General features: G+C 25.5%; 29 protein-coding genes. 21 read left to right on the top strand and 8 right to left on the bottom strand.

All coding sequences use genetic code 4. The annotated features are described in order from the left end of the window. The first annotated feature begins 85 nt into the window (after positions 1-85). The 11 genes from AACK89_RS00280 to AACK89_RS00330 all read left to right on the top strand — a co-directional run bounded on the left by AACK89_RS00280 (position 86) and on the right by AACK89_RS00330 (position 9,502). Positions 86-334 carry a hypothetical protein gene (locus AACK89_RS00280; protein WP_338978516.1) on the top strand — a complete coding sequence of 83 codons (249 nt, stop codon included), beginning with the start codon at positions 86-88 and terminating at the stop codon, positions 332-334. Next, entirely contained in the window at positions 335-1,141 is an 807-nt protein-coding gene (locus tag AACK89_RS00285) for a F0F1 ATP synthase subunit A (RefSeq protein ID WP_338958309.1), read from the top strand. A 26-nt stretch (positions 1,142-1,167) separates the two neighbouring features. Further along, on the top strand, positions 1,168-1,461 hold the full coding sequence (gene atpE / locus AACK89_RS00290) for an ATP synthase F0 subunit C (protein WP_281749185.1): 294 nt from the start codon (positions 1,168-1,170) through the stop codon (positions 1,459-1,461). Positions 1,462-1,494: 33 nt separating this feature from the next. Further along, positions 1,495-2,022, top strand: coding sequence for a F0F1 ATP synthase subunit B (gene atpF / locus AACK89_RS00295; protein WP_281749184.1), 528 nt, complete (start codon positions 1,495-1,497; stop codon positions 2,020-2,022). A gap of 12 nt (positions 2,023-2,034) precedes the next feature. Beyond that, positions 2,035-2,577 carry a F0F1 ATP synthase subunit delta gene (locus AACK89_RS00300; protein WP_338978519.1) on the top strand — a complete coding sequence of 181 codons (543 nt, stop codon included), beginning with the start codon at positions 2,035-2,037 and terminating at the stop codon, positions 2,575-2,577. 11 nt (positions 2,578-2,588) lie between these two features. Further along, positions 2,589-4,172 carry a F0F1 ATP synthase subunit alpha gene (atpA, locus tag AACK89_RS00305; protein WP_338978521.1) on the top strand — a complete coding sequence of 528 codons (1,584 nt, stop codon included), beginning with the start codon at positions 2,589-2,591 and terminating at the stop codon, positions 4,170-4,172. 28 nt (positions 4,173-4,200) lie between these two features. Further along, positions 4,201-5,052 (top strand): ATP synthase F1 subunit gamma, encoded by an 852-nt coding sequence (atpG, locus tag AACK89_RS00310; protein ID WP_338978523.1) that lies wholly within the window; start codon positions 4,201-4,203, stop codon positions 5,050-5,052. A gap of 17 nt (positions 5,053-5,069) precedes the next feature. Next, entirely contained in the window at positions 5,070-6,632 is a 1,563-nt protein-coding gene (gene atpD / locus AACK89_RS00315; protein ID WP_338978525.1) for a F0F1 ATP synthase subunit beta, read from the top strand. Positions 6,633-6,646: 14 nt separating this feature from the next. Further along, on the top strand, positions 6,647-6,964 hold the full coding sequence (locus AACK89_RS00320) for a F0F1 ATP synthase subunit epsilon (RefSeq protein WP_174480958.1): 318 nt from the start codon (positions 6,647-6,649) through the stop codon (positions 6,962-6,964). Between the two features lie 5 nt (positions 6,965-6,969). Continuing rightward, positions 6,970-7,200 (top strand): hypothetical protein, encoded by a 231-nt coding sequence (locus AACK89_RS00325; protein ID WP_338961288.1) that lies wholly within the window; start codon positions 6,970-6,972, stop codon positions 7,198-7,200. 241 nt (positions 7,201-7,441) lie between these two features. Then, positions 7,442-9,502, top strand: coding sequence for a PTS transporter subunit EIIC (locus AACK89_RS00330; RefSeq protein WP_338978528.1), 2,061 nt, complete (start codon positions 7,442-7,444; stop codon positions 9,500-9,502). Positions 9,503-9,939: 437 nt separating this feature from the next. On the opposite strand, the gene AACK89_RS00335 is transcribed toward AACK89_RS00330, so the two are convergent. After that, positions 9,940-11,070, bottom strand: coding sequence for an Mbov_0401 family ICE element transposase-like protein (locus AACK89_RS00335; protein WP_338978530.1), 1,131 nt, complete (start codon positions 11,068-11,070; stop codon positions 9,940-9,942). Positions 11,071-11,361: 291 nt separating this feature from the next. Here AACK89_RS00335 and AACK89_RS00340 point away from each other — a divergent pair, with 291 nt between their 5' ends. The 3 genes from AACK89_RS00340 to AACK89_RS00350 all read left to right on the top strand — a co-directional run bounded on the left by AACK89_RS00340 (position 11,362) and on the right by AACK89_RS00350 (position 12,283). Beyond that, positions 11,362-11,700 (top strand): hypothetical protein, encoded by a 339-nt coding sequence (locus AACK89_RS00340; protein ID WP_338978532.1) that lies wholly within the window; start codon positions 11,362-11,364, stop codon positions 11,698-11,700. A gap of 93 nt (positions 11,701-11,793) precedes the next feature. Next, on the top strand, positions 11,794-12,093 hold the full coding sequence (locus tag AACK89_RS00345) for a hypothetical protein (protein ID WP_338978534.1): 300 nt from the start codon (positions 11,794-11,796) through the stop codon (positions 12,091-12,093). Beyond that, the gene (locus AACK89_RS00350) at positions 12,086-12,283 is read left to right on the top strand and encodes a hypothetical protein (RefSeq protein ID WP_338978536.1); all 198 of its coding nucleotides are present in this window, start codon (positions 12,086-12,088) and stop codon (positions 12,281-12,283) included. The genes AACK89_RS00345 and AACK89_RS00350 overlap by 8 nt, the downstream gene beginning before the upstream one ends. Here the strand turns inward: AACK89_RS00350 and AACK89_RS00355 are convergent. Together AACK89_RS00355 and AACK89_RS00360 are read right to left on the bottom strand one after the other, a co-directional pair. Beyond that, positions 12,280-13,050: a hypothetical protein gene (locus AACK89_RS00355; RefSeq protein ID WP_338978539.1), complete on the bottom strand. Its 771-nt coding sequence runs from the start codon at positions 13,048-13,050 to the stop codon at positions 12,280-12,282. The two genes, AACK89_RS00350 and AACK89_RS00355, sit on opposite strands and share 4 nt — an antisense overlap. A gap of 30 nt (positions 13,051-13,080) precedes the next feature. Beyond that, positions 13,081-14,180 (bottom strand): IS3 family transposase gene (locus AACK89_RS00360; RefSeq protein ID WP_338977768.1). Its coding sequence is split into 2 segments (ribosomal slippage): positions 13,081-13,937 and positions 13,937-14,180, totalling 1,101 coding nucleotides; the frame shifts between segments, so codons are not numbered across the junction. A gap of 96 nt (positions 14,181-14,276) precedes the next feature. Between AACK89_RS00360 and AACK89_RS00365 the strand changes: the two genes are divergently transcribed. Beyond that, positions 14,277-14,774, top strand: coding sequence for a hypothetical protein (locus AACK89_RS00365; RefSeq protein ID WP_338978541.1), 498 nt, complete (start codon positions 14,277-14,279; stop codon positions 14,772-14,774). 183 nt (positions 14,775-14,957) lie between these two features. Next, positions 14,958-17,342 carry a preprotein translocase subunit SecA gene (gene secA / locus AACK89_RS00370; RefSeq protein ID WP_338974175.1) on the top strand — a complete coding sequence of 795 codons (2,385 nt, stop codon included), beginning with the start codon at positions 14,958-14,960 and terminating at the stop codon, positions 17,340-17,342. Positions 17,343-17,454: 112 nt separating this feature from the next. Here secA and AACK89_RS00375 read toward each other — a convergent pair whose 3' ends face one another. The 3 genes from AACK89_RS00375 to AACK89_RS00385 all read right to left on the bottom strand — a co-directional run bounded on the left by AACK89_RS00375 (position 17,455) and on the right by AACK89_RS00385 (position 20,015). After that, complete coding sequence (locus AACK89_RS00375) at positions 17,455-17,853, bottom strand: hypothetical protein (protein WP_338978543.1); 399 nt, start codon at positions 17,851-17,853, stop codon at positions 17,455-17,457. A gap of 452 nt (positions 17,854-18,305) precedes the next feature. Beyond that, complete coding sequence (locus tag AACK89_RS00380; RefSeq protein WP_281749630.1) at positions 18,306-19,544, bottom strand: IS256 family transposase; 1,239 nt, start codon at positions 19,542-19,544, stop codon at positions 18,306-18,308. Between the two features lie 321 nt (positions 19,545-19,865). Continuing rightward, a complete protein-coding gene (locus tag AACK89_RS00385; protein WP_281748502.1) occupies positions 19,866-20,015 on the bottom strand; it encodes a hypothetical protein in 150 nt (49 codons plus the stop codon). A gap of 123 nt (positions 20,016-20,138) precedes the next feature. Between AACK89_RS00385 and AACK89_RS00390 the strand changes: the two genes are divergently transcribed. The 4 genes from AACK89_RS00390 (at position 20,139) to AACK89_RS00405 (ending at position 22,571) form a co-directional block, all read left to right on the top strand. Then, positions 20,139-21,238 (top strand): IS3 family transposase gene (locus tag AACK89_RS00390; RefSeq protein ID WP_338978545.1). Its coding sequence is split into 2 segments (ribosomal slippage): positions 20,139-20,382 and positions 20,382-21,238, totalling 1,101 coding nucleotides; the frame shifts between segments, so codons are not numbered across the junction. A gap of 303 nt (positions 21,239-21,541) precedes the next feature. Next, positions 21,542-22,162, top strand: a complete 621-nt coding sequence (locus AACK89_RS00395) for a ribonuclease H family protein (protein WP_281748496.1) — start codon at positions 21,542-21,544, stop codon at positions 22,160-22,162. Positions 22,163-22,185: 23 nt separating this feature from the next. After that, complete coding sequence (locus tag AACK89_RS00400) at positions 22,186-22,314, top strand: hypothetical protein (RefSeq protein WP_338978546.1); 129 nt, start codon at positions 22,186-22,188, stop codon at positions 22,312-22,314. Between the two features lie 2 nt (positions 22,315-22,316). Beyond that, on the top strand, positions 22,317-22,571 hold the full coding sequence (locus tag AACK89_RS00405; RefSeq protein WP_338978548.1) for a hypothetical protein: 255 nt from the start codon (positions 22,317-22,319) through the stop codon (positions 22,569-22,571). A 12-nt stretch (positions 22,572-22,583) separates the two neighbouring features. On the opposite strand, the gene AACK89_RS00410 is transcribed toward AACK89_RS00405, so the two are convergent. After that, positions 22,584-24,173, bottom strand: coding sequence for a DEAD/DEAH box helicase (locus AACK89_RS00410; RefSeq protein ID WP_338978551.1), 1,590 nt, complete (start codon positions 24,171-24,173; stop codon positions 22,584-22,586). Between the two features lie 158 nt (positions 24,174-24,331). Next, positions 24,332-25,431 (bottom strand): IS3 family transposase gene (locus AACK89_RS00415; RefSeq protein ID WP_338978554.1). Its coding sequence is split into 2 segments (ribosomal slippage): positions 24,332-25,188 and positions 25,188-25,431, totalling 1,101 coding nucleotides; the frame shifts between segments, so codons are not numbered across the junction. Between the two features lie 228 nt (positions 25,432-25,659). Here AACK89_RS00415 and AACK89_RS00420 point away from each other — a divergent pair. Further along, a complete protein-coding gene (locus AACK89_RS00420) occupies positions 25,660-26,517 on the top strand; it encodes a hypothetical protein (RefSeq protein WP_338978556.1) in 858 nt (285 codons plus the stop codon). Positions 26,518-26,523 lie beyond the last annotated feature (6 nt).

Below are 26,523 nucleotides of genomic sequence, written 5' to 3' on the forward strand. Positions count from 1 at the left end.
TAATGTAGGATTAATTATAACTGTTATAATTAATACAAACCATTGGTTATTAATTACTGGATTTAATATTGGTTTTATAGGAAGTATGATTGGGTTATGCTTTTTATATTTATCGTCAAAATGATTAACCAGTGGAATACATTTAAAACAAACCTTAGCATATTTTGGATTCTTATTAAGAATGTTAATTTATGGTTCAATTATAGTTTTGAATATTTTCTTTAATTTTGCTAATATTTTTACTATAATTGCCGGAATGTCAATATTGATGGTTGCTACTATTACTGCAACGTTATGTGTATATCAAAAAAATAACTTAAAAGAAGGAATTTAAATGGAAACTTTAGCTGGATTGGAAAGTTGGAATTATTTACAAATTATGCCACAATTGGTAACAATTTTGATAACAACAGTCTTTATCAGTGTTATTAGTTATATTTATTATTATAAAGTAAAACGAATGAAGCCTGATGAAGATCCAAGAGGTATTGTTTTAGTTGTTGAATTAATAATTAAATCAGTTGAAAAAATTGTTGTTGATGTTCTTGGTGTAAAGTATAAAAACCTGACAGTTTATTTGTTATATGTAATGGGTTATATTTTAATTGGTAATTGATTATCGATTATTGGTCTTGAACCACAGTCATCAATGTATACGGTTACTTTATCAATGGCATTAGTTACTTTTATTGGAATATATTATATTGCTATTAAATTTCAGAAACTTTTATTTTTTAAAAAATTTATTATTAACCCTCTAGAATTAATTACTCAATTTGCACCTTTGATTTCTTTATCTTTTCGTTTATTTGGTAATATTTTAGGTGGAAGTATTATTTTGGCAATGCTTTATGGGGTAACTGCTAATATTTGAAGTAATATCCCAATTATTGGTCAGATGAATTTATTAATTGGTGTAATTGGACCATTCTTACATATTTATTTTGATTTATTTGCTGGAAGCATTCAAGCCTTAATTTTTGGCACCTTAACTCTTGTTTATTGGAAATTACAAATGGAAGAAGGAAGTTCTCATAAGGGAGAACTTACTATTAAATTACCAAAAAAACTTCGTAAACAACAAGCAATAAATCATGAAGAAGAAATTTATACCGAACGTTCAATTATGGAAAAAAAATAAAATACAAAAAGGAGAATTTATTTATTATGGAATTATTAACAACAGTAATGACACATGTCTTTCATTTTTTTAATCATTTAGCAGCTGATCCTAATGGATTGATGAATTTAAAGTTTGTTGGAGCTGGAATTTCAACTATTTCTTGTGCAGGAAGTGGAATTGGTCAAGGTTTTGCTGCTGGTAAAGCTGTTGAAGCGGTTGCTCGTAATCCTGAAGTAGAATCTAAAATTAGAACACAATTTGTTATTGGTGCAGCTATTGCCGAATCAGGTGCTATTTATGGTTTAGTTGTTTCTCTAATTTTAATATTTGTAGCATAAGGTATTAAAAAATATTAAAAAGTAGGTGATTTTATGAATTTTAATTTCAATGATTTAGTATCAGGTGATGATATTGTTAATCAATTATTTCCCAATCTTCCTGTTTTTATTGCTCATATTTTTGCAACATTAATTTTATTAATGGTACTTTGAAGATGAGTTTATGCTCCGTTTCGTAAGGCTTTACATTCGCGACATTTAGTAATTAAAGAAAAACTTGATGATGCTGCTTGCAAGCAATCATTAGCTAATCAAGATCGTGGTGAAGCTAGTCAAATATTAAAAGCTGCTAAAATTGAAGCTCAGGAAATTATTGCTAATGCACAAAATGATGGTTACAATAAGCGTAAACAAATTATTGATAAAGCGCAAGAAGAGAGTATGCGTATTACTAATCAATCAAATCGTGATTTAGTTCGTGCTCGTAAAGAGGCAGAAGCAAAGATTAACGAAGAAATCAAAGTAGTAGCATTAGAAGCAGCTAAAAAAATTATTGGTGCTGAAATGAATGCTAAAAAACATGAACAATTAATTACTGATTTTATTAAGAATTTGGAATAGTGGTGAAGTTAAATGATAGATGAAGGATTAGCTAATCAATGAAGTAATGGTCTTTTTCAATTAGCAAGAGAAATAAAAAAAATTACTCAATTTGCTGAAGAAAGTAATAAATTAATTGATATTTTTACTAATTATCCAGAATTTATTGATATTACTAGTAGTAGTAATTTAACTATTGAAACACGTAAACAAATTATTAGTGAAACTTTTAAAAATCATATTGAACCATATATGTTAAATTTTTTCTTTTTGTTGATTGATGAACATCATTTCCAGTGTGTTCGTTTCATTTTAAAAGAATTTCGCAAATTATGTAATGAATATCAAGATGTAAACTATGGCATTATTTATTCAGTGATAGAACTTTCAAACCAACAAATAAATCAAATAAAATTGAAAATTGAGAAAGTCATTAAACATAAGATTAAAGTCGTTAACAAGATTGATAAATCATTAATTGGCGGCATTAAAGTTAAAGTACGGAATCAAGTTTTTGATGGTTCAGTTAAAGGTCAAATTGATCAATTAAAACAAGAATTATTAAGTCATGAATAGAGGTAAAACAAATGTCCTTAAACGTTAATCAAATTTCAGAAATTATAAAAAGCCAAATTAAAAATTATGGTAAAAAAATTAGTGCTAATGAGGAAGGCATTGTTGTTACTGTCGGTGATGGAATTGCACTAATTCATGGTTTAGATAAGGCTGTTAATGGTGAATTAGTATTTTTTCCTAAAAGTAATATTTATGGTATGGTTTTGAGTTTAGAAGAAACTGCTGTTGGTGTTACTTTAATGGGGGATGACACGGGTATCAAAGAAGGAGATATTGTTAGTAGAACAGGTAATGTTGTTGAAACACCAGTTGGTAATATGCTTTTAGGAAGAGTTGTTAATGCACTAGGGCAAAAGATTGATGGTAAAGGTCCAATTAAAACTACGAAAACTAGACCGATTGAAAGAATAGCGCTGGGTGTGATGACTAGAAAATCTGTATCAGAACCTTTAGCAACAGGATTATTATCAATTGATGCAATGATTCCGATTGGCAAAGGTCAAAGAGAGTTAATAATTGGTGATCGTCAAACTGGAAAAACAACGATTGCTATTGATACTATTATTAATCAAAAGGGTAAAAATGTTTTTTGTGTTTATGTTGCTATTGGTCAAAAGGCCTCAACTGTTGCTCAAATTGTTGATAAATTAACACAATTAGGGGCAATGGAGTATACAACTATTGTTGCTGCTACTGCTAGTGAAGTTGCTCCTTTGCAATATATTGCTCCTTATACAGGAGTAACTATTGCCGAAGAATGAATGGAAGAAGGTAAAGATGTCTTAATTGTTTATGATGATTTGAGTAAACATGCAGTGGCCTATCGTGCTATTTCTTTATTATTAAGACGACCACCAGGAAGAGAAGCTTATCCAGGAGATGTTTTTTATCTTCATTCACGTTTATTAGAACGTGCAGCTAAATTAAATGAAAAACATGGTGGTGGGAGTATTACTGCCTTACCTATTATTGAAACACAAGCCGGTGATATTTCTGCATATATTCCTACTAATGTTATTTCAATTACTGATGGTCAAATTTTTTTAATGTCAGAATTATTTAATGCCGGAATTCGTCCAGCAGTTGATGTGGGTTTATCAGTTTCACGGGTAGGTTCATCAGCACAAATTAAAGCAATAAAACAAGCAGGTGGAACATTAAAATTAGAATTAGCACAATTTTGTGAATTACAAGCTTTTTCACAATTTGGTTCTGATTTAGATGAAAATACTAGAGCTGTTATTGAACATGGTAAACGTGCCATTGAAATTTTAAAACAAAAACAAAATGAACCATTAAATCAAATTGATCAAGCAATTATTTTATTAGCAATTAAAAATAAGGCAATTAAATGATTACCAGTAGAAATGATGGATTCTTTTAAAAAGGAAGTAATAACTTATTTTCAAAAACAACAACGAAAAAGTTATTTAAAATTACAGCAAGATCAAGCGTTTAGTGAAGAGTTACAAGTGAGCATTAGTCAAGGCATTATGCAGGTTGTTTATAATTTGACCAATAAGCTAAATGACTATAATCCTAAAATATATGGTAGTCTTGAAGAATGGGAAACATTAATTAAAACATTCAAATAATGTATTTAGGAAGGTAAGGTGAAATATCATGGCTCAAAGCATGGAACAAATTAGACAAAAAATTAAATCTGTTAATACTAGTTATAAAATTACTAAAGCAATGCAACTAGTATCAACAGCTAAATTAAAAAAAGTAGGTAAAAGAATTGAGATGATTAAACCTTATTATTCTGAAGTTTATGATACATTCAATCAACTAATACCTAAATTAAGTAATTCAATTTATTTAAAAACAAAAGATCAAGTTATTAATAAAACAATATGAGTCGTTTTTAATTCTAATTTAGGATTATGTGGTGGTTTTAATAATAATTTAAATAAATTAGTATTAGAACAATATAAACCACAAGATGAAATAGTTGTTATTGGTAGTAAAGGAGTTTCATACTTTACTAATCATCATTGTAAAATTATGCAATCTTATACTGAAATTAACATTCAATCATCATATAATGATTCGCAAGAAATATCTTTGTTGTTAGTTTCTAAGTTTAATAATAAAGAAAATGATGCTATTAAAATTGCATATACAAAATATGTAAATACGGTAACAACAATTCCAACAATTATTGATTTATTGCCAATTGTTTCTATTAAAACTAATCAAGAAAGTAATTTAATTCAAACCGATTTTGAACCAGACGCTAATACTGTTATTAATAGTGCTATTCCTTTATATGTTGGTGCCATTGTTTATGGTGCATTAGTAGAATCACAAGTGTCAGAGCAAACATTACGAAGATTAGCAATGGAAAATGCTTCAAATAATGCCAAAGAAATGAAAGATAAATTATTAGTAAGTTATAATCGTGCCCGTCAAGGTGCTATTACCCAAGAAATTTCAGAAATTATTGGTGGCGCTGATGCCCAATCATCATAATAAAGGAGTAAACTAAAATGAAAAATGCAACTAGTAAAAAACCTATAACAATTAAAGAAAAAAAAGTTAGTGATAAAAATTCTTTAAAAAAGGATAATACTAAAGTTATTGCTAAAGTAAAAGCAAAAGTCACTAAAAAAGTAGTTAATAGCAAAGAAAGTGTTAAAACTAGTAAACAATTACCAACTAAACGAAATATTGGAAAAATTGTTCAAATTTCAGGTCCAGTTATTGATATTCGTTTTAATGATAATAGTTTACCTAATTTAAATAATGCTATTAGTATTGATAATAATGGTCAAAAATTAATTGTTGAAGTTGCAAAACATATTGGTGATGATAGTGTTCGTTGTATTTCAATGGGTCCAACTGAAGGATTACTACGTGGTCTTGAAGCAGTTGATTTAGGAATACCAATTAGTGTTCCTGTTGGTGAAGAAGTTTTGGGTAGACTTTTTAATGTATTGGGTGAAGTCATTGATGATGGTAAAGAACTTAAAACTAAATTAAAATATCCTATTCATCGTACACCTCCTAGTTTTGATGAATTACAATCAAAATCAGAAGTTTTAGAAACAGGAATTAAAGTTATTGATTTATTAGCACCTTATGCTAAAGGTGGAAAAATTGGTTTATTGGGTGGAGCTGGAGTTGGTAAAACAGTTTTAATTCAAGAATTAATTAATAGCATAGCTAAAGAACATGGTGGTATTTCTGTCTTTTCAGGAGTTGGCGAAAGAACACGTGAGGGTAATGATTTATATTATGAAATGCAAGAGTCAGGTGTTATTAGTAAAACTGCTTTAGTGTTTGGTCAAATGTCAGAACCACCAGGTGCTAGAATGCGTGTTGCATTAACTGGTTTAACAATTGCTGAATACTTCCGTGATGAAAAACAGCAAGATGTATTATTATTTATTGATAATATATTTCGTTTTACACAAGCTGGTAGTGAAGTATCGGCCTTATTAGGAAGAATGCCTTCAGCAGTAGGATACCAACCAACATTATCGACAGAAATGGGTGCTTTACAGGAACGTATTGTATCAACAACACGTGGTTCTATTACATCTGTACAAGCAGTATATGTACCAGCCGATGATCTAACTGATCCAGCTCCTGCGACAACATTTACTCACTTGGATGCTAAAATTGTTTTAGATCGTAATATTGCTGCTTTAGGGCTTTATCCTGCTGTTCATCCTTTACAATCTTCATCAAGAATGTTAGATCCTGCTATTGTTGGTCAGGAACATTATGATGTTGCACAAAGAGTTATTGAAACAATTCAACGTTTTTCTGAATTAGAACCAATCATTGGTATTTTAGGAATGGATGAGTTGAGTGAAGAAGATAAAAAAATAGTAGCTAGAGCAAGAAGAATTCGTAATTTTTGTTCACAACCATTTCATGTTGCTGAAAAATTTTCGGGTTTAAATGGTATTTATATTCCTATTAGTCAAACTGTTAATAGTTTTAAACAAATTTTAGATGGTGAATGTGATGATTTACCAGAGCAAGCATTTTTATATGTAGGAACTATTGAACAAGCAATTGAAAAGGCAAAGAAATTGAGATAATTGAAGGTGATAGTATGGCATTAAATCTTAAAATTATTACTCCTGATGGTATTTTTTTCGATGGAGAAGTACAGTGAGTTAATGTTAAAACAACTGAAGGCTATGTTGGTATTCTTGAATGGCATACACCTTTGATTGCTAATATTCAAATATCAAAAATGTCATTTAAAATTAAAGAAAAAATTCGTAATTTAACGATTTCTGGTGGACTTTTGGTAACTGATTTACATATGGTTCGTATTATTAGTGATAAAGTTGAATATACATCAATTTTAAAAGAGCAAGAAACAAAGGTATTTGATGAACGTATTAAAAGGGTTAGTGGAGGTTAATAAATATGCATGATTCACATTTAATAAAATGAATAATTGAAATAAGTATTTATCTTTTTAGTTTTATTGCTAGCGGATTTGCTGTAAAAGCAATTCCTTTTAATAAATTTCTTGATCATAAAAGAGTAAAAGAATCATGAATTTTATATATGTTAACAACTTTAGTTTTTACTTATTGTATTGGTACGTTAATTATTAAATTTATTGGTTTAGATATTTGATTTAATTTAAATTAATACTTAAAATTAAAAAAATAAAAATAGTAAGTGTTTTAAAATATTTACTATTTTTTTAATTACAATATACTATTAAAATTTATAGTAGTTATTAATAATATCTATATAGATTATAAAATTTCTCCGAAATTACTATTATAGTAGTAAAAAAATCGTTTTTATTTATTTTATTGTTGTTTTTACTATTATATATATATAATATTTTTATCTGTATAGAACAATATAGAATGGAGGTGAGAAAATGAGTAAATTTTTTCATAGTAAACAAACATCTCCTGAGGATAAGAAAAATTCTAGTTTTACTTTTAAAGGAACTTTCAATAAATTAGGTGGCAAAATGTTTGGTAAAATGCAAAACTTATCAAGAGCCATTGTTTTACCAATAGCTACATTACCAATAGCTGGTTTATTGTTAGGAATTGGTGGTGGAGTTGCTAGTGCTTTAAAGCAATTGCCTAATCATGATAGTCTTGTTGCTATTATTAATATTTTTTCAATTATGCAATCAGCCGGAAACGTTGTTTTTGCTAATTTAGGATTGATTTTTGCTATTTCTATTGCTTTTGGTTTTGCAAAAGCTAGTAAAGGTGTAGCTGCTCTTTCTGGATTTATTACTTTTATTGTTATGACTTCAGTTATTAGTGGCATGTTTTTTTGAAATCCTAAAACAGGAATGTTGGGGTTTGATCCATGAGGTTTAGGTGAAGGTGCAAAGATTACTCCAGAAAGTGGTAAATCTTCTGGTTTATTTTCTTCTGTCTTAGGATTATTTCCTACGTTTGATACTTCAGTTTTAGGTGGCATTCTTGTTGGTTGATTAGTATCAATTGTTCATAATCATTCATACAATATTCGTATGCCAAGAGTATTAGCTTTTTTTGGTGGTGAACGTTTTGTGCCAATTTTAGCTGTTTTTGTTGGAATAGGAATGGGATTAGCTTTTTTCTTTATTTGACCAATGTTATTAATTGCTTTTAGAGAAATTGGTAATGGCTTAGCAGCTGGTATGAATACAGGTCAACTTACTGATGGACAGTTAACTGGTGATAATTTTCATCCGACAGTTGGTGGAGCATTTATTGCAATGTTTTTTGGAATTACTGAGCGTTTATTAATACCAACAGGATTGCATCACGTTCAATATGCGCCTTTCTGATATACTGGAATTGGTGGAAATTGAATTAATGAATCTGGTGATCATTTTGTTGGAGCGTACAATATTTTCTTTGGACAATTTGCTTCTAATGCAGTAGGACACATGAATCAAACACCGGGAACAATGTTTATGAGTGGGCGATTTGCATATATGCAATATGGCTATCCCTTTGCAGCACTTGCTATGTGAATGTTAGCACGACCAGAAAATAAAAAAATGGTTAGTGGTATTTTAGGATCTGCTGCTCTAACTTCTTTCTTAACAGGAGTTACAGAACCATTATTGTTTTCATTCTTATTTGTAGCACCATTATGTTTTGTTTTCCATGCATTTATGGCAGGAATTAGTTTTATGATGGCGTATTTATTAAATATAGTTGTTGGTCAAGGTTTTGCTGCTGGATTTATTGATTTTTCTTTCTTTGGAATATTACCAAGTATTCTTGGTAAAGAAACAGGATTCTATTGAGTATTTGTTACTGGATTAATTATGGCACCTGCTTATTTCTTTGGGTTCTATTACATTATTAAGTGAAGAAATTACAAAACTTTAGGTCGTGAAGAAGGAGAATTAGCAACCAACTTAGCTTTACAAAGTGTTGAAAGTTCTTTAGATAAGTCTTCAAAAAAAGGTAGAACAAAAGTAGAAAATTTATTACTTGGACTTGGTGGAGCATTAAATATCATTGATGTTAACGCTAAAGATAAAGTATTAGTTGCAACTTTAAAAGATGCAAATATTTATTCAAAAGCTTTATTAAGATTAAGTGGAACTAAAAATATTAAAGTAATTGCCAATAAAGTTGAAATTACCTATCTTGATGGTGCAGAGTCTATTCATAAAACTTTACAAGCAGAAATGACAAAGAAACAAACATTAACACCTGATACTAATAAAGATAAAAATAATGATATGTTAGAAAATATTTTTAAAGGTCTTGGTGGACGAAGTAATGTTAAATTATTAGACAATTGTGCTACAAGATTGCGTGTTACAGTTTTTGATGAAACTAAAATTGATGATAATATTTTAAAATCAACTGGTGCGGTTGGTATCTTTAAAAAAGGTACAGCTATTCAGGTAATTTATGGGCCACAAGTAGGTAATATTAAAAATGATTTATTAAAAACTTGAACTCCAAAATAAACTATTACTAAAATATAAAAATGAGCAACTTTTTGAGTTGTTCATTTTTTTAGTTTTAGTTACGGATAATGTTAAAATTATAATATAGGATGGAGGGAAAACTATGTTTTTTGATGATGAAGAAGAAAAGTTAGAAGAAGCTAGGTATGAAGAAATACAAACAAATATACAAAATTGGGAGATTGTCAAAAATCCGGAATAAATTAAATCGTTGTAGTCTTATTATAATTTCAGACAAGAAATAATTTGAATTTTTATGAAATTGTATTTAAATAATATAATTTTTTTAAATTTATTGCAACTAAAATACTTATTTTTAAAAATTACTAAAAAATTAAAAAATAAATTTAATATTTATACACAACAAAAATTCTTATTAAAACACATTTAATAAGTTTTATTCTATTTTGATTTTTAAAAAAAAGTTAAATTTTAATTTATAATAATTGTATCTCTGTATTTATTTTATTACATTTAAAAATAACCATTTTAATATAAATTGAAATATTATAAGTTCTATTACCAAGCATTTCTTTTAAAACATGTCAAATATTAGTTTCAGTAAAGCAACCAATATTTCATTTTGCACCTTGATTTTCAATACCTTGTTTATTATTTTTAAAATATTTTTTCTTTAATTTTTTATGATTATCTAATTCTTTATATAAATAATCAATTAATTGTTCATATTGACCATTATTAATTAAATTTTTACAGTAATTATATTCTTTTAAATATTTTCCTTTATTTCCCGCCATTATACCAAGATATAATGTTCTAATTAAATGGAATTTATCTAAAACAAACTGTGCACCTAAATAATTAGCAACTTCTTTAATTCATCCTGCACTATCACCACAAATAATAATTTTTGCTTGTTCAATGTTTTCATAAAATTTTTGACAATGTTCTTTAACAAATTCAGCAGTTTTTTTAACGCCAATTGCTGTTCTTGTTGGTCTAATAATTGCTTTTACTCTTTTATTTTGTACTTTATGATTAATATTATCTGTATATGTTACTATTAATCTCATAGAGTGTTTTGTACCTTTACGTTTAAAATCTCAAAACTTTCGATGTCCATCATCAATTGCTACAAAAATAGGTTGATTTTTTTCTAATTTTACTTTTACTGGATTTGCTTCAATTACTTCTAAATTTTTAAAAACTCTATGAACAGTACTAACACTAATACCTGCTTTTTTACAAATAGCACAAATATCATGATATCTTTTTCCATCAGCAAAATATTCAATAATAGTTTGTTCAACATCTTCACCAATTCTTTTATATTTAGGTAATTCTAGTCATTCATCAACTAAACAAACACGAACTCATTTTTGTAATTTTTCATCAAAATATTCATAAATTCTTCTTTTATAAGTTACTAATCCATACATTATTTTTCTTGTTCGATATTGATAATCAACAATTTTATATTTCTTTTTATCTCTTGTATTTTTTATTCTTCAATCTCATTTTTCTCATTTTTTTCTTATATGTTCTAAAACTAATTTATCAATTTTTGCACTTTGTTCTCTAAAATTTCATTTATAATTAAAATTCAAATTTACTTCTCCTAACTATTTTAAAAAAATCTAAATTTATTGTAAATATATTTAAAAAATTAATTTACTTAATTATTATATACATATATAAGTGTAATTTAAAATTAAATAAAAAAAATACTTTCATATTTAAAATATAATAAACAATTTCAATATAATTAATAGTATAGGTATCATAAAATAAACGCCTTTAATTTAGGCGTTATTTTACGTTTAAAAGTATAATTGTAAAAATATCAAAAAATAAGTATAATTTAACAATAAAATGTTAAGAGATAAGGAGAAATTAAAATGGAAATAGGAAAAATAGAAATTTTAAAAAATAAAATTCAAGAAATTCAAGAAATGATTAATTATATAAATATTATAATAATTAAAGAGAAAGAAAAAAATAAACCCAATGAATATGATTTAAGAATTTATTCAAGGGAAATTGTTAGTTTTGAAAAAGAACTAGAAATTTCTAAAAGAAAGTTATCAAACGAACTAAGTAAAATTACAGAATTAACAGAACTAACACCATTGTTACAATTAAATGATATCAATATTATTAATTCATATAAATCTATTAATAATCAAGAAAAAAGTAGTAAAGTTTTTATTAAAAATAATAATTGTGTAATATCTTAAATTTCATTTAAAAATAGGAGTAAATTATCATGAACAAAGAAAAGTTATTAAAAGTTGTAAGTAACTTAAAATCTTTCAAAAAGATTTTGAAAAATGAATGTTATCTGTCAAAATAAAAATTGTAGTAACAAATGAAGTAATATTGTTTTATTAGAATTAAAATCAACAACATTTAGTCTTTTTCTTTGTGAAAATCATGCAATTAATTTAGAACATGAATTATTACCAAAATGATTAAAAACTTGTGAAGAGTTAAGAAAAAATAATAAAATAAAAAAGGAGCAATTTAATATGAAAACATGAATAAAAACAAATTTAAGTAAAATAACATTAGCATTAGCACTAACTGGTGCAACAACTGGAACAATTGGTTTAATCATGGGGGGTGCTTAGCCATAATGTAGGTACTAATGTTAAACATTATTTAACACGAAATGGAGAAATGGTATATGGAACAACTACTATTTGAGTTAATACATATACAAGTGAAAATATTTTTCAATTATATTTTTCTAAAAAACCAAAACATGAAGATGATATAAAATGAGATGGTAACTATCCTGATTGATATTTTGATAATTAAATTTCTAAATTTATATAAGAAATATTTTCATTATATTTATCAAATAAATTAATATTATTTAAACTTATTTCTTGTTTATCAGTTATTAAAATTAAGTCATAATTACCAGCTCCAAATATTCCACTAATTTCAATCCTATTTAAGTTATTAATAGGATTTTCTATTTGTAATTCAAATTCACTATTATTATCAACTTTTAAAATTTCTTTATAAAATTCCAGTTTAGAAAATAATTGTGATTTATTAGAACCATATAAATTTAAAGCATTTTTAATTTTAATTTTATCAATAATTACTCTTGTAAAATATTTTCCATATTCACCATTAGCTAATGTTCAATCAGCAGGAATTAATGAAGGTATGTTATTACTTTCTAATTCATTTGTAATAGATAATCAGTTAAATTGATTATCATCTAACTTAAATAATTCATTTTGACTAATATCATTGTTTTTCAATTTAATGTTATTAATATCGGTAAAATCAAAATATGGAGATTTTAATATTACCTTTACATCTTTAAATTGTCAAATATCTATTTTACTAGGTTTAATTGGAGTTGATTTTAATTCAAAATAATAAGGCAATAATATTTTATTATCATCATTTAATCCTTTATTAATTGATAATGATGAATAAATATATTTTGATAACATAATAAATACTTGTTTAAATATTTGTATTTGTGGTAAAGTTATATAATTTGGATATTCAAACTCTCATTGTTTAAATAAGTTAGTAATTATTTCATCGGGTTGGAATGGCAACCCTTTTTAGGACTATTTTTTGGTAGACATTTATTTTTGATAATTAACTGGAGTTAAGTAGTTTAAAGTGCTGTGAATTCTTATGTTGTTATATCAGTTGATGTAATCAAATAATTCTAATTTTAATTGGATTAATGATGTAAAATTTTTATCATTAATAAATTCAATTTTGAAAGTTTTAAAAGTTGCTTCAGCAACAGCGTTATCATAAGGACAACCTTTTTTGCTTAAAGAGCGATTAATATTGAATGCTAGTAAAAGTTTATCAATAATTTTATTATTAAATTCATTACCGCGATCACTATGAAATATTTGAATATCTTTTAAACAACGATTTGAGTGCATAAATGCTTGATGTACTAATGATGCATCTTTTTTAGTACCTACACTATGTCCAATAATTTCGCGGTTAAATAGGTCAATTAATAGGCAAATATAGTTTCATTTACCATTAACTTGAACATAAGTTAAATCACTAACAATAACTTCATTTTTAAGCCTATTATTAAAGTTTCTATTAACGATATTGGTTATTTGACTATCGTTGACTTTATTATGATGATTTTTGAATGATAATTTAGTGTATTTTGATATTAAATTATGTTTATTCATAATTTCTTTAATTTTTCTGCGTGACAAATAAATATTCTTTTCTTTTAGAACAACTTTTAATCTTCTTGTTCCATAAACTTCTTTATTTTCTTTAAAAGCACTAATAACAGCTTCATCATAAATATTATTTTGTTTTTTTTCTTTTTCCTTTAAATTAAAATAATATGTTGATTTAGAAAGTTTTAAAAAACGACACATTGTGCGAATTTTATATTTAACTTTATTTTTAGCAATAATTTCTATTTTCTGCCTATTATTAGTGCTGCTTGCTTTAAAATATCATTTTCCATTCGTAACTGTTTTAATTCTTTTCTTAATTTAATTAATTCATTTTCTTCAATAGAACGATTATCTTTAGTTTTAAAACTGCCTGAATTAGTAAATTGCTTAATTCAATTATAAGTAGCTGCTCTTGTAACATTGTACTCTTTAGCAAGACAAGACACTGACTTACCGCTTTGATATAAAGCTACTATTTGTTTTTTAAATTCATCGGTATATGAGTTAATATTGGCCATAATTATAGTTCCTTTCTTTTAACTAATTTGTTCACTTGTCTACGTAATTAGTGTCCAATAAAGTGTAACCTATCCAAGCAGATTCAAGAGTTGACAATGGAACAGATTCAGTCTTTAATAGCCCAACAAATTCAAGCGTTTACAAAGGACCAAATTCCATATTTTACAGATATGCAAATTCAATGGTTTAGAACTGACCAACGTAAATTTTTTAAAGTAATAAGAATTCCAATTATTAATAAACTAAAAACTAGTTCATTAATAATTAAAGAAAATCAATTTTTTGTAGAAGAGAAAATTGGAAAAAAAAGTAGTCAATGAAGTTTAAAAAAATTTTGATTTTTAGTTATTAGTTTCTTTTTCACAACAACTTCAATATTTAGTTTATTTTATATTTTTAAAAAAAATAAAAATCAACTTACAAAAAAAAGTAAATTAAAAAAAGAAGAAGACAACTTTAATGAAAATAGTTTAAATAAAATGTTAGAATCTAAAATTAATTTTATTGAACTTACAAAATCAGAAATTAACCAGGAATCTTTTAATAAAAGTAATATTAAATCATATAATAATCAAGTTTTTTATAGTAATTAAAATAATTATAGTAAATTATTTTTTCTAACTTCGAAGAGAAAGAAAAAAATATAATATAAATACAATTTTTTTTTGGGTACTAAGTTTTCTAAGTTTTTTTATGTTAAAATAATAAAGATTTTATTACTTTACAAGTAATAATAAGTATAAGTAATAATAAAGAAAAAAATGGTGATTTACTTTATGTGAGATCGTAAAATTTTACGAAAAATTAATAAACAAGTTAAGGAAATAATTAGCCTTGATGAAACAATGAGAAAAATTAAAGATGAAGAATTAGCAAATAAAACAGTTGAATTCAGAACCAGATTGGCAGAAGGTGAGACTTTAGATGATATTTTAGTTGAAGCTTTTGCGACAATTAGAGAAGCAGCACGAAGAATTAGTGGATTACATCCATATCCTGTTCAATTAATTGGTGGTATTGTTCTTCATAATGGCGATGTTGCTGAAATGCGAACTGGTGAAGGAAAAACTTTAACTGCTGTGATGCCAATTTATTTAAATGCTTTAAGTAGTAAAGGTGTTCATGTTATTACTGTTAATGAATATTTAGCAGCAAGAGATGCCGAATTAAATCGACCAATTTTAGAATTTTTGGGAATTACTATTGGCGTTAGTCTTCGTGATCATTCTACTAATCAAAAACGTGAAGCGTATTTAAAAGATGTTACATATACAACTAATTCAGAATTAGGCTTTGATTATTTGCGTGATAATATGGTTAAGGTTTATCCAGAAAAAGTTCAACGTCAGCTTAATTATGCTATCATTGATGAGGCGGACTCTGTTTTAATTGATGAATCAAGAACACCTTTAATTATTTCTGGTGGTTCAAAAAATCGTACTCCTTTATATCAAGCATCAGATGTTTTTGCAAAAACTTTAATACCTGAAGATTATAAAATTGATTGAGAATCACGTCAAATTGCATTAACAGTAACGGGTGTTAATAAAGCCCAAAAACAGTTTAATTTAAAAAATTTATTTGATATTGATAACTCGGAATTATTTCATCATATTCAAAATGCACTTCGTGCTAATCATGTTTTCAAATTAGATGTAGAGTATGTTGTTAAAGATGGTGAAATTGTGCTAGTTGATCAGTTTACTGGTAGATTAATGCCTGGTAGAGTATATAGTGATGGACTTCATCAAGCTTTACAAGCTAAAGAAAATGTTACAATTCAACAAGAAACAACAACAGTAGCTACTATTACTTATCAAAACTTTTTCCGTTTATATAATAAACTAAGTGGTATGACAGGAACTGCTAAAACCGAAGAAGAAGAGTTTGTAAAAATTTATAATATGAGAGTAATTAAGATTCCTACTAATAAACCAATTATTCGAGAAGATAAACCCGATCATGTTTTTGCTTCATTAAATGCTAAATTTAAATCTTTAATTGCAGAAGTTAAAGAACGACATACTAAAGGACAACCAATTTTGATTGGTACTGCTAATGTTGATGTATCAGAACGAATTGCTAATATGTTAACTTTGGAAGGAATTAAGCATGAGATTTTAAATGCTAAAAATCATGCTCGTGAAGCTGATATTATTGCTAGAGCTGGTGAAAAAGGATCAATTACTTTAGCAACCAATATGGCAGGACGTGGAACAGATATTAAACTTGGTAAGGGTGTTATTGAACTTGGTGGCCTTGCTGTATTAGGTACTGAAAGAAACGAAGCACGAAGAATTGATAATCAATTACGTGGAAGAGCCGGAAGACAAGGTGATCCTGGATTTTCACGATTTTATGTTTCAATTGAAGATGATTTGATGTTACGTTTTGGTGGTGAAAAATTAAAAAAAGCTTTTGCAAGTTTAGGTGAAGACTATATTAGATCAAAAATGTTAACTAGATCAATTACTAGAGCACAACAAAAAATTGAAGGTATGAATTTTGATGCACGAAAAAACTTATTAGATTATGATAATGTTATTGCTCAGCATCGTGAAGCTACATATCATCAACGTGATAATATTTTACTTGCTGATGATTTATTAGATTTAATCAAAAATATGCACAGAACAGTAGCACGTGATTTACTAAATATTTTTAATAAAGTTGTTGGTAGAGAACAGTTTATTGATTATGATGAATTAGTTAAAGGTATTGAAAATAAATTAATTAAACCTAATGATTTAATTGCAGAAAAGTTAAATCGATTAAGTATTGAAGAAAATATTGATTTAATTGTTGAAAAATCTTATAATTTTTATCTTGAAAAAAGAGAAAAATTAAATGATGTTATTATAAAACAAATTGAAAATAGTGTTATTTTACAAACTTTTGATCAATATTGAACTAATCACATTGATGCTTTAAGCAAACTGCGTGCAGGAATCCATTTGCGTGGTTATGCGCAGTTAAATCCCTTACAAGCTTATATTGAGGAAGCTTCAAAATTATTTAATCGTATGAAAATCAATGTTGCTCATCAAGTTATTATTATGTTACATAGCATTGATCCAGAACAACATCAGGTTCGTGGTGGTCAAGATGTATTGGATACAGTATTAGCAAGTAATGTTGAAACTAAAACTAAAATTGGATAATTAATCTTTATTTAAAAAACTAAGTATTTTAATACTTAGTTTTTTAAATATGTTTTTTTATTCTATTTGATTTTTTTCTTTATGTTTTCATGACTTCTTTTTAAATATGTTTTTATTTTTTTTTACTGTCATAAGTGACTGAAGTTGTTCAATGGGGGAAATTATTACCTTTAGTAACAGCATTATTATTATTCATGGGTACTAAATTTTTAATATAATTAGTTCCATCTGCTGTGGTGGGACGTTCATAAATAATAGTTCAATTTAAACTTTCAATTGGATCATTAAGCTTCGGTTGTGCAATAAAATTATGTCAAAACATTAAGGCACCCGCATAATCTCGACGGTATAATTGTGGATTAAAATTATTGATAATTTCTCCTTTATTTCATACTTCTTCAATTTGTTGTGGCGTTCATATTGCTTGTTCATTATTATTATTATTTGTTGAAGAAGTTATGTTTTGATTAATTTCATTTTGTAAATATAGTGCTTTTGCTTCTAGTGACATATATTTCTTTTTTCTACTTTTTTTAATAAAGCATATACAAGAAATTATTAAAACTATAAAATAAAAAAATTCTAATCCTCATGGAATAATGAAAAATAGTTTTTTACGAATAGTTATCACAGAAGCAAATTTATAAAAAGCAGCATATCCACCAAAGGAAAAAAATAAAATTGATCCAATAATAAAAAATAATGATATTCATAACATAATTCTAGTTAATATTAGAGAAATAAAGTCATTATTTTTTAAAAAGATAAAAGGAAAAGCAACAATACCTAAAATTATGAAGCCAAAGCCCAATACTGCAATTGTCAGAGTTGGAAAAGTTAAATTGAATTTAAAAAATTTCTTAGTGATTAAATTATCAATAAGGATTAATAAATCAGTAGTTTCTCTTTTAAAGAAAATAAGAGGCTTTTTAATAATCTGTGTATCTTTGTTTTACAAAGTTACTAATTTAGATTAATTCTGTCTTCAAATTTTATCATAAAATGAGCAATTGCTGTATTTCAATTTTGAATAGGCAATGTTCATTTTTTTGTTATATTTTCAATTGCCAAGTAAAATATTTTGAAAACTGCCATATCATTAGGAAAAACTTTTTTATTTCTGATGATTTTTCGTAATTGACTATTAACAGATTCAATAGCATTTGTAGTATAAATCACTCTTTTGATTTCTACTGGATAACTAATAAAAACCATTAAATTATCTCAATTTTTATATCAAGATTTAGTAATTTGAGGATATTGTTTATTTCATTTACTTTCAAACGATTCTAAAGCTTGCATTGCTTGTTCTTCACTACATGCACTATAAATTGGTTTTAAATCTGCAACTAGACCTTTTCGATGTTTGTATGAAACATATTTTAAACTATTTCTAATTTGATGAACAATGCATAATTGATGTTCTGTTTTAGGATAAACTGATTGTATTGCTTCTGACATGCCTGTTAAATTATCACTACAAGCAATAAGAATATCATTTAAGCCACGATTTTTCATTTCTGTGAAATTAGATAATCAAAACTTAGAACCTTCATTTTCACTAATTCATAATCCTAAAACATCTTTTTTGCCTTCTAAATCAACTCCTAATGCTATATAAACTGATTTGTTAATAATCCGTTTATCTTGTCGTACTTTAACTACTATACAATCAAAATAAACAATAGGATAAATACTTTCTAATGGTCGATTTTGTCATGCTTTAACATCATCAATAACATCATCAGTAATTTGACTAATAACACTTTCACTAATATCAGCACCATGATATAACTCTTGCAACTGCATTCTAATGTCAGATAATGTCATTCCTTTTGCATACAAGGAAAGAACTTGTTGATCAAAACCATCAAATCTTCTTTGCCTTTTAGGAACTATTACAGGAGTAAAATTACTATTGCGATCTCTTGGTACATCAATTTCAATTTTACCTTGTTGAGTTATTAATTTTTTTGAACTTGTACCATTACGAGCATTTTCAGTAGTACTATGTTGATTTTTTTCATATCCTAAATAATTTTGCATTTCAGAATTCAACATTTTTTCAACTAATCTTTTTGTTAATTCTTTATATAAACCGCCAGGTTTAAAAACTGTTGTTAAATCTTCAGTATTTTCTAGTAATAAATCTACTGCTTTTGATATTGGATCATTATTATTAAAGTTATCTTTTTTAGCCATCTGTAACTCACTCTTTCTAGTCATTTAATTATATTTACTAGAATTAATTAAACATAGTTATTTTTGTAAGTTACACAGATTACTAAACATTTCCGAAAATTTCATAAAAATCAACTAATTATTAAAGTTATACTTGTTAATCATGAAAAAATTATAATAAGTCAATTATTATAATAGTTAATACTTTTCTTTGTTGAATAATTATCATCAACAGTTTCTTTAAATATCTTTTTTTTCATTTTTAAAAACCTTATAATATTTTATTGTTAATCAGTTCTATTAATTTTTCTTTTTTCATAATATCTCTCCAAAACTAACTTATTATTTTTGTGTATATTTTGTTACTGTATTATTGAATGCTTGTTGATAACATTTACCACTGCAATATATAAATTTATCACGATATAAAGAGTCAAATGTATATTCTTTCTCACATGATGAAATATAGCATTTAGTTGTAATAATTGGCATAATCTAATTAACCCCCTTTAAATTTATATTATATATTTTACATGATTTGGATAGGTTACACTTTATTGGACACTAATTACGTAGACAAGTGAACAAATTAGTTAAAAGAAAGGAACTATAATTATGGCCAATATTAACTCATATACCGATGAATTTAAAAAACAAATAGTAGCTTTATATCAAAGCGGTAAGTCAGTGTCTTGTCTTGCTAAAGAGTACAATGTTACAAGAGCAGCTACTTATAATTGAATTAAGCAATTTACTAATTCAGGCAGTTTTAAAACTAAAGATAATCGTTCTATTGAAGAAAATGAATTAATTAAATTAAGAAAAGAATTAAAACAGTTACGAATGGAAAATGATATTTTAAAGCAAGCAGCACTAATAATAGGCAGAAAATAGAAATTATTGCTAAAAATAAAGTTAAATATAAAATTCGCACAATGTGTCGTTTTTTAAAATTTTCTAAATCAACATATTATTTTAATTTAAAGGAAAAAGAAAAAAAACAAAATAATATTTATGATGAAGCTGTTATTAGTGCTTTTAAAGAAAATAAAGAAGTTTATGGAACAAGAAGATTAAAAGTTGTTCTAAAAGAAAAGAATATTTATTTGTCACGCAGAAAAATTAAAGAAATTATGAATAAACATAATTTAATATCAAAATACACTAAATTATCATTCAAAAATCATCATAATAAAGTCAACGATAGTCAAATAACCAATATCGTTAATAGAAACTTTAATAATAGGCTTAAAAATGAAGTTATTGTTAGTGATTTAACTTATGTTCAAGTTAATGGTAAATGAAACTATATTTGCCTATTAATTGACCTATTTAACCGCGAAATTATTGGACATAGTGTAGGTACTAAAAAAGATGCATCATTAGTACATCAAGCATTTATGCACTCAAATCGTTGTTTAAAAGATATTCAAATATTTCATAGTGATCGCGGTAATGAATTTAATAATAAAATTATTGATAAACTTTTACTAGCATTCAATATTAATCGCTCTTTAAGCAAAAAAGGTTGTCCTTATGATAACGCTGTTGCTGAAGCAACTTTTAAAACTTTCAAAATTGAATTTATTAATGATAAAAATTTTACATCATTAATCCAATTAAAATTAGAATTATTTGATTACATCAACTGATATAACAACATAAGAATTCACAGCACTTTAAACTACTTAACTCCAGTTAATTATCAAAAATAAATGTCTACCAAAAAATAGTCCTAAAAAGGGTTGCCATTCCACTTATCAAAATGAAATGTAAATGAAGTATTATGACATGGATGATTTGCTAAAAATTCAGGATTTGAAAACGATCCTAACAAATGACCCAAATTTAAAAATTAAAATTTTAAAATAATAAATATTTTTTTGTGTCATTTTATTTAATTAGTAAAGTCACTTGCTAATTAGCATCAGCAATATTTTTGCTTTAATTTGTCATTTTAATTAGATAAAATTTAATATTATTGTAAAATTAAAATAAACAATAGAGGAGTCATAATTATGGCAAGTAAATTTTATGCAGTAAAAAAAGGTAGAGTCATTGGAATATTTGAAAACTGGAATGAATGTGAAATACAAATTAGAGGTTTTGCTGGTGCTCAGTATAAAAAATTTGCAACTAAAAAAGAAGCTCAAGATTATTTAGATGATAAAATTCAAATAAAATCTGAAAATCACTATAAATATGAAGTAATAGCATATACTGATGGTAGTTTTAAAGAAGAAATTAATCAATTTTCTTATGGACTTGTTTTCTTAAATAATGACAAAAAAGATATATTTTATGAAAAATTTGATGATGAAAATTGAGCAAAATTAAGAAATGTTGCTGGAGAAATAATGGGTGCACAAAAGGCAATGCAGTTAGCTTTGGAAAATAATATAAAATCAATTTTAATTTGTCATGATTATGTTGGAATTAGTAAATGATGTACTGGTGAATGAAAAACTACTAAAGTAGAAACAAAGGCATATAAAGCATTTTATGATAAAATAGCAAAAGATGTTAATATTTATTTTAAATGAGTTAAAGGTCATAGTGGTGATATATATAATGATGAAGCAGATGCTCTTGCTTGAAAAGCATTTAATTTAAAAAAAATATCTAAACCAATAATTTAAATATTAAAAAGGTGGTAAATAACATGATTAATAAAAAAATAATATTAGCAAGTTGTTTAGGGAATATTATTGGAGGTAGTTTGTTTGCTCTTTCTGATTTATATCAAAAAAGAGAACAAAATATTTTGAATTTGATATTACTTCAGCTGTAACAGTGTTTTCAGGGTGTTTTGCTGGTGCTCTTTTTGGTTTTATTTCAGGTCTTTTTTGTTGTTTAAATGATGGAGAAGATAATGGTGATTATAGAGAATTTTTTGAAAGTCAACAAATCATTGATAACACTCATTCTTTTCAATCTTCAAACGAATTTGCGCCTTTATTGCAAGAATATATTCTTGAAATTAATGATGAACAATTCATTCCTAATAATAATGCAGATCTTGTTTTTAATCCTCGTTTAGTTTATTAAATATAATAAAAATTATTCAAAAAATTTAATACCTTGATCATTAATAACTTTATTAATATCAATTTTATTATTAAGGATGTCTCTAATTTTTAAATCAATAGTATTAGCACAATATAAATTAATAATTTCTCTAGTTTTATTATCGTTTAATTGAGTTGGAAAAAAGCGACTTTCAGCTTGCTCATTTTCGGTTGGGTTTAATTCACGATCTAGAAAAATCATAACATCACCTTGATCTAATGTGATACCAACATTAGTAGATTTAATGTTACATAAAATAATTTTAACTTTTTTACTTTGAAAATCACTAATAGCTTTAAGTCTTTGTTCATGATTTACTTTACCAGTAATTAATTGATGATTTAATTTATGTTTATCTAAAATGTTACTTAAAATGTTAATTCCTTTATCACTAAAACTACTATAAATAATAATTGAATCATTTTCATTATCATGTAAGTAGTCTAGTAATCAATTAAATTTTGCTCCTAATTCTTTCATTCCCTCATTAATAGGTGTTGAACAAATAGTTCTTAATTTGGTAAATATTTGTAAAAAAGTTATTTTAGATTTTTTATTATAAAATAATTCTTGTTTCATAGTTTCAAGAGTATCACAATAAATTGCAGTTTGTGCTTTGGGCATAGTTAAAATTAAATCATTTTTAATAATTTTTGGCATTTCATTACGTACATCAATTTGTTTACGCATAATTGATATTTTTTTAACTAAATAATCAAATTCTGCTGCTAGTTGTGGTTTAACATTTGGTTTTGGTATATTAATAGTTACAAAATTAGTAATACGTTTTCTAATTATTCCAAAGTAACGAGCAACAAAATCTCAATAATCAATATTTTTATATAGTTTATTATCAATAATTTTTAATATACCAAAAATATCACTAGGATGATTGTTGGCGGGAGTACCAGTTAAACAATAAACTGATGATACTTTATTTGCAACTTCCAAAATTGTTGAACTTTGTGCAGTTTTGTAGTTTCTTAAAAAATGTGCTTCATCAATAACTAATGTAAAATCAAATTTAGTTAATAATTTATTTTTTATATCATTTTTAAAAGTGTTTTTAGAAACTACTAAAATACAATTATTACTATTTTTAAATTGATTATATTTTTCTGTTCGCACTTTAGTAATATCATCTTTAATAGTAATACAATTATAGGTAGTTCATTTTTTAATTTCGGGAACCCATGTTAATAAAATAGTTGACTTAGGAACAACAAATAATATTTTATTAGTTTTCATTTCTGATAATGCTGTTAAAATGGTGGGTGTTTTACCAGTTCGCATTTCATTAAATAAGCCAAATCTTTTATTTGCTTTTAAAATTGCAACATCAACACGTTGATAATTTCTTAGTTTAGGATTACCTGGATAATCATTTAAGTTTTTTTCTTGTTGGATTTTTTTTCATGATATTAGTGAGTGTTCATATATTTGTTTTAATTTATCATTATTATTTGTATATTTAAGTAGTATTTCAAGAGCAAACGGAGTATTAAATATTTTAAATTCATTAGTATTATTGATATCAATAATACCTAGTGCATTTAAAATTTCTTTTTTATTTTTTTTCACTTTAATTGTAATATGTTTATTATTAAGACTTATGATTTCTAACATTATTAACCTACTTTAGTGTTTGTATATGATATTAAATATTATAATAAAATTAATATAAATTAAAAAATAATTTGGAATGGCAACCCTTTTTAGGACTATTTTTTGGTAGACATTTATTTTTGATAATTAACTGGAGTTAAGTAGTTTAAAGTGCTGTGAATTCTTATGTTGTTATATCAGTTGATGTAATCAAATAATTCTAATTTTAATTGGATTAATGATGTAAAATTTTTATCATTAATAAATTCAATTTTGAAAGTTTTAAAAGTTGCTTCAGCAACAGCGTTATCATAAGGACAACCTTTTTTGCTTAAAGAGCGATTAATATTGAATGCTAGTAAAAGTTTATCAATAATTTTATTATTAAATTCATTACCGCGATCACTATGAAATATTTGAATATCTTTTAAACAACGATTTGAGTGCATAAATGCTTGATGTACTAATGATGCATCTTTTTTAGTACCTACACTATGTCCAATAATTTCGCGGTTAAATAGGTCAATTAATAGGCAAATATAGTTTCATTTACCATTAACTTGAACATAAGTTAAATCACTAACAATAACTTCATTTTTAAGCCTATTATTAAAGTTTCTATTAACGATATTGGTTATTTGACTATCGTTGACTTTATTATGATGATTTTTGAATGATAATTTAGTGTATTTTGATATTAAATTATGTTTATTCATAATTTCTTTAATTTTTCTGCGTGACAAATAAATATTCTTTTCTTTTAGAACAACTTTTAATCTTCTTGTTCCATAAACTTCTTTATTTTCTTTAAAAACACTAATAACAGCTTCATCATAAATATTATTTTGTTTTTTTTCTTTTTCCTTTAAATTAAAATAATATGTTGATTTAGAAAGTTTTAAAAAACGACACATTGTGCGAATTTTATATTTAACTTTATTTTTAGCAATAATTTCTATTTTCTGCCTATTATTAGTGCTGCTTGCTTTAAAATATCATTTTCCATTCGTAACTGTTTTAATTCTTTTCTTAATTTAATTAATTCATTTTCTTCAATAGAACGATTATCTTTAGTTTTAAAACTGCCTGAATTAGTAAATTGCTTAATTCAATTATAAGTAGCTGCTCTTGTAACATTGTACTCTTTAGCAAGACAAGACACTGACTTACCGCTTTGATATAAAGCTACTATTTGTTTTTTAAATTCATCGGTATATGAGTTAATATTGGCCATAATTATAGTTCCTTTCTTTTAACTAATTTGTTCACTTGTCTACGTAATTAGTGTCCAATAAAGTGTAACCTATCCAAAAGAAAAAAACATTTTGAACAAATTAAAAAAATAGACAAGATTATAAATATTAATGAACTTTATGAAATCCAAAAACAAATAGAAAAAAATAGAGAAGAAATATTAAAATTAAAAAATCAATTACCAAATAAACAATTACAAACAACATATATGATAAAAAAATGAAAAGAAAACATAGTAGCATTAGATGAAGAAATATCCAAAGAAATGATACGAGAAGAGAAATTAGATAGTGAAATAAGAGTATTGGAAGTTGAAGGAACAAATATAGAACAGCAAATTGAAAATTTTAATGCTCATGATTTAAATAAAAAATTAATTTTATCAAAGTTAAAATTAAAAACAGCAAGATTAGCTGTTAAGTTAGAAAGAAGAACATACAAAACAAAAAGAATATTTTGTAAAATTGCTAGAAATGAACTTGAAATAGCAAATAAATTTTTTTCAATAAAACAAGAAAATTGATGATTATGTCCAAATCTAAAATTAGAAAAAGAGGTTTTAGATGCAAGATTAAAAATAAGATTAAAATTGAAGATGGAAAATATTTGCGATTTAAATCGTAGTATGAGTAGAAGAAATTTAGATATTGCAAAAATAGATAAAAAAATTGCAAAATTAAATGTTAGTATAAATAAAAAAAATATCGAAATTAATGGTTGTCTTGCAACAGTAAGACAAATTTATAATTCACAAAGTATAAAAACACAAATAAAAATATTATTAAAATCTCCTTTTATTTGATTGAATAAACAATTTCAAAAATATAAATATGAAGTAACGTTAAATCAATATCAAGCTCAATTAGAAAAATTAGAAAAAGAAATCCAAAAATTAGAAACAGATAAAGGAGGGCGAAATTTTTCTAATAAATTTTGAGTTATTATTAGTTGTGGTCGTTTTAATAATAGTAGAAGTAATGAAATTAAACAACAAAAAATTGCAAAATTATATGAAATTAAACAAAAGATTTCTGGATTAAGAAGTCAAGCAACTATGCAATCTTAACCTTCA

The sequence above is a fragment of the Spiroplasma endosymbiont of Panzeria rudis genome (assembly GCF_964019705.1).
Classification (GTDB): Bacteria; Bacillota_I; Bacilli_A; order Mycoplasmatales; family VBWQ01; genus Spiroplasma_E; species Spiroplasma_E ixodetis_A.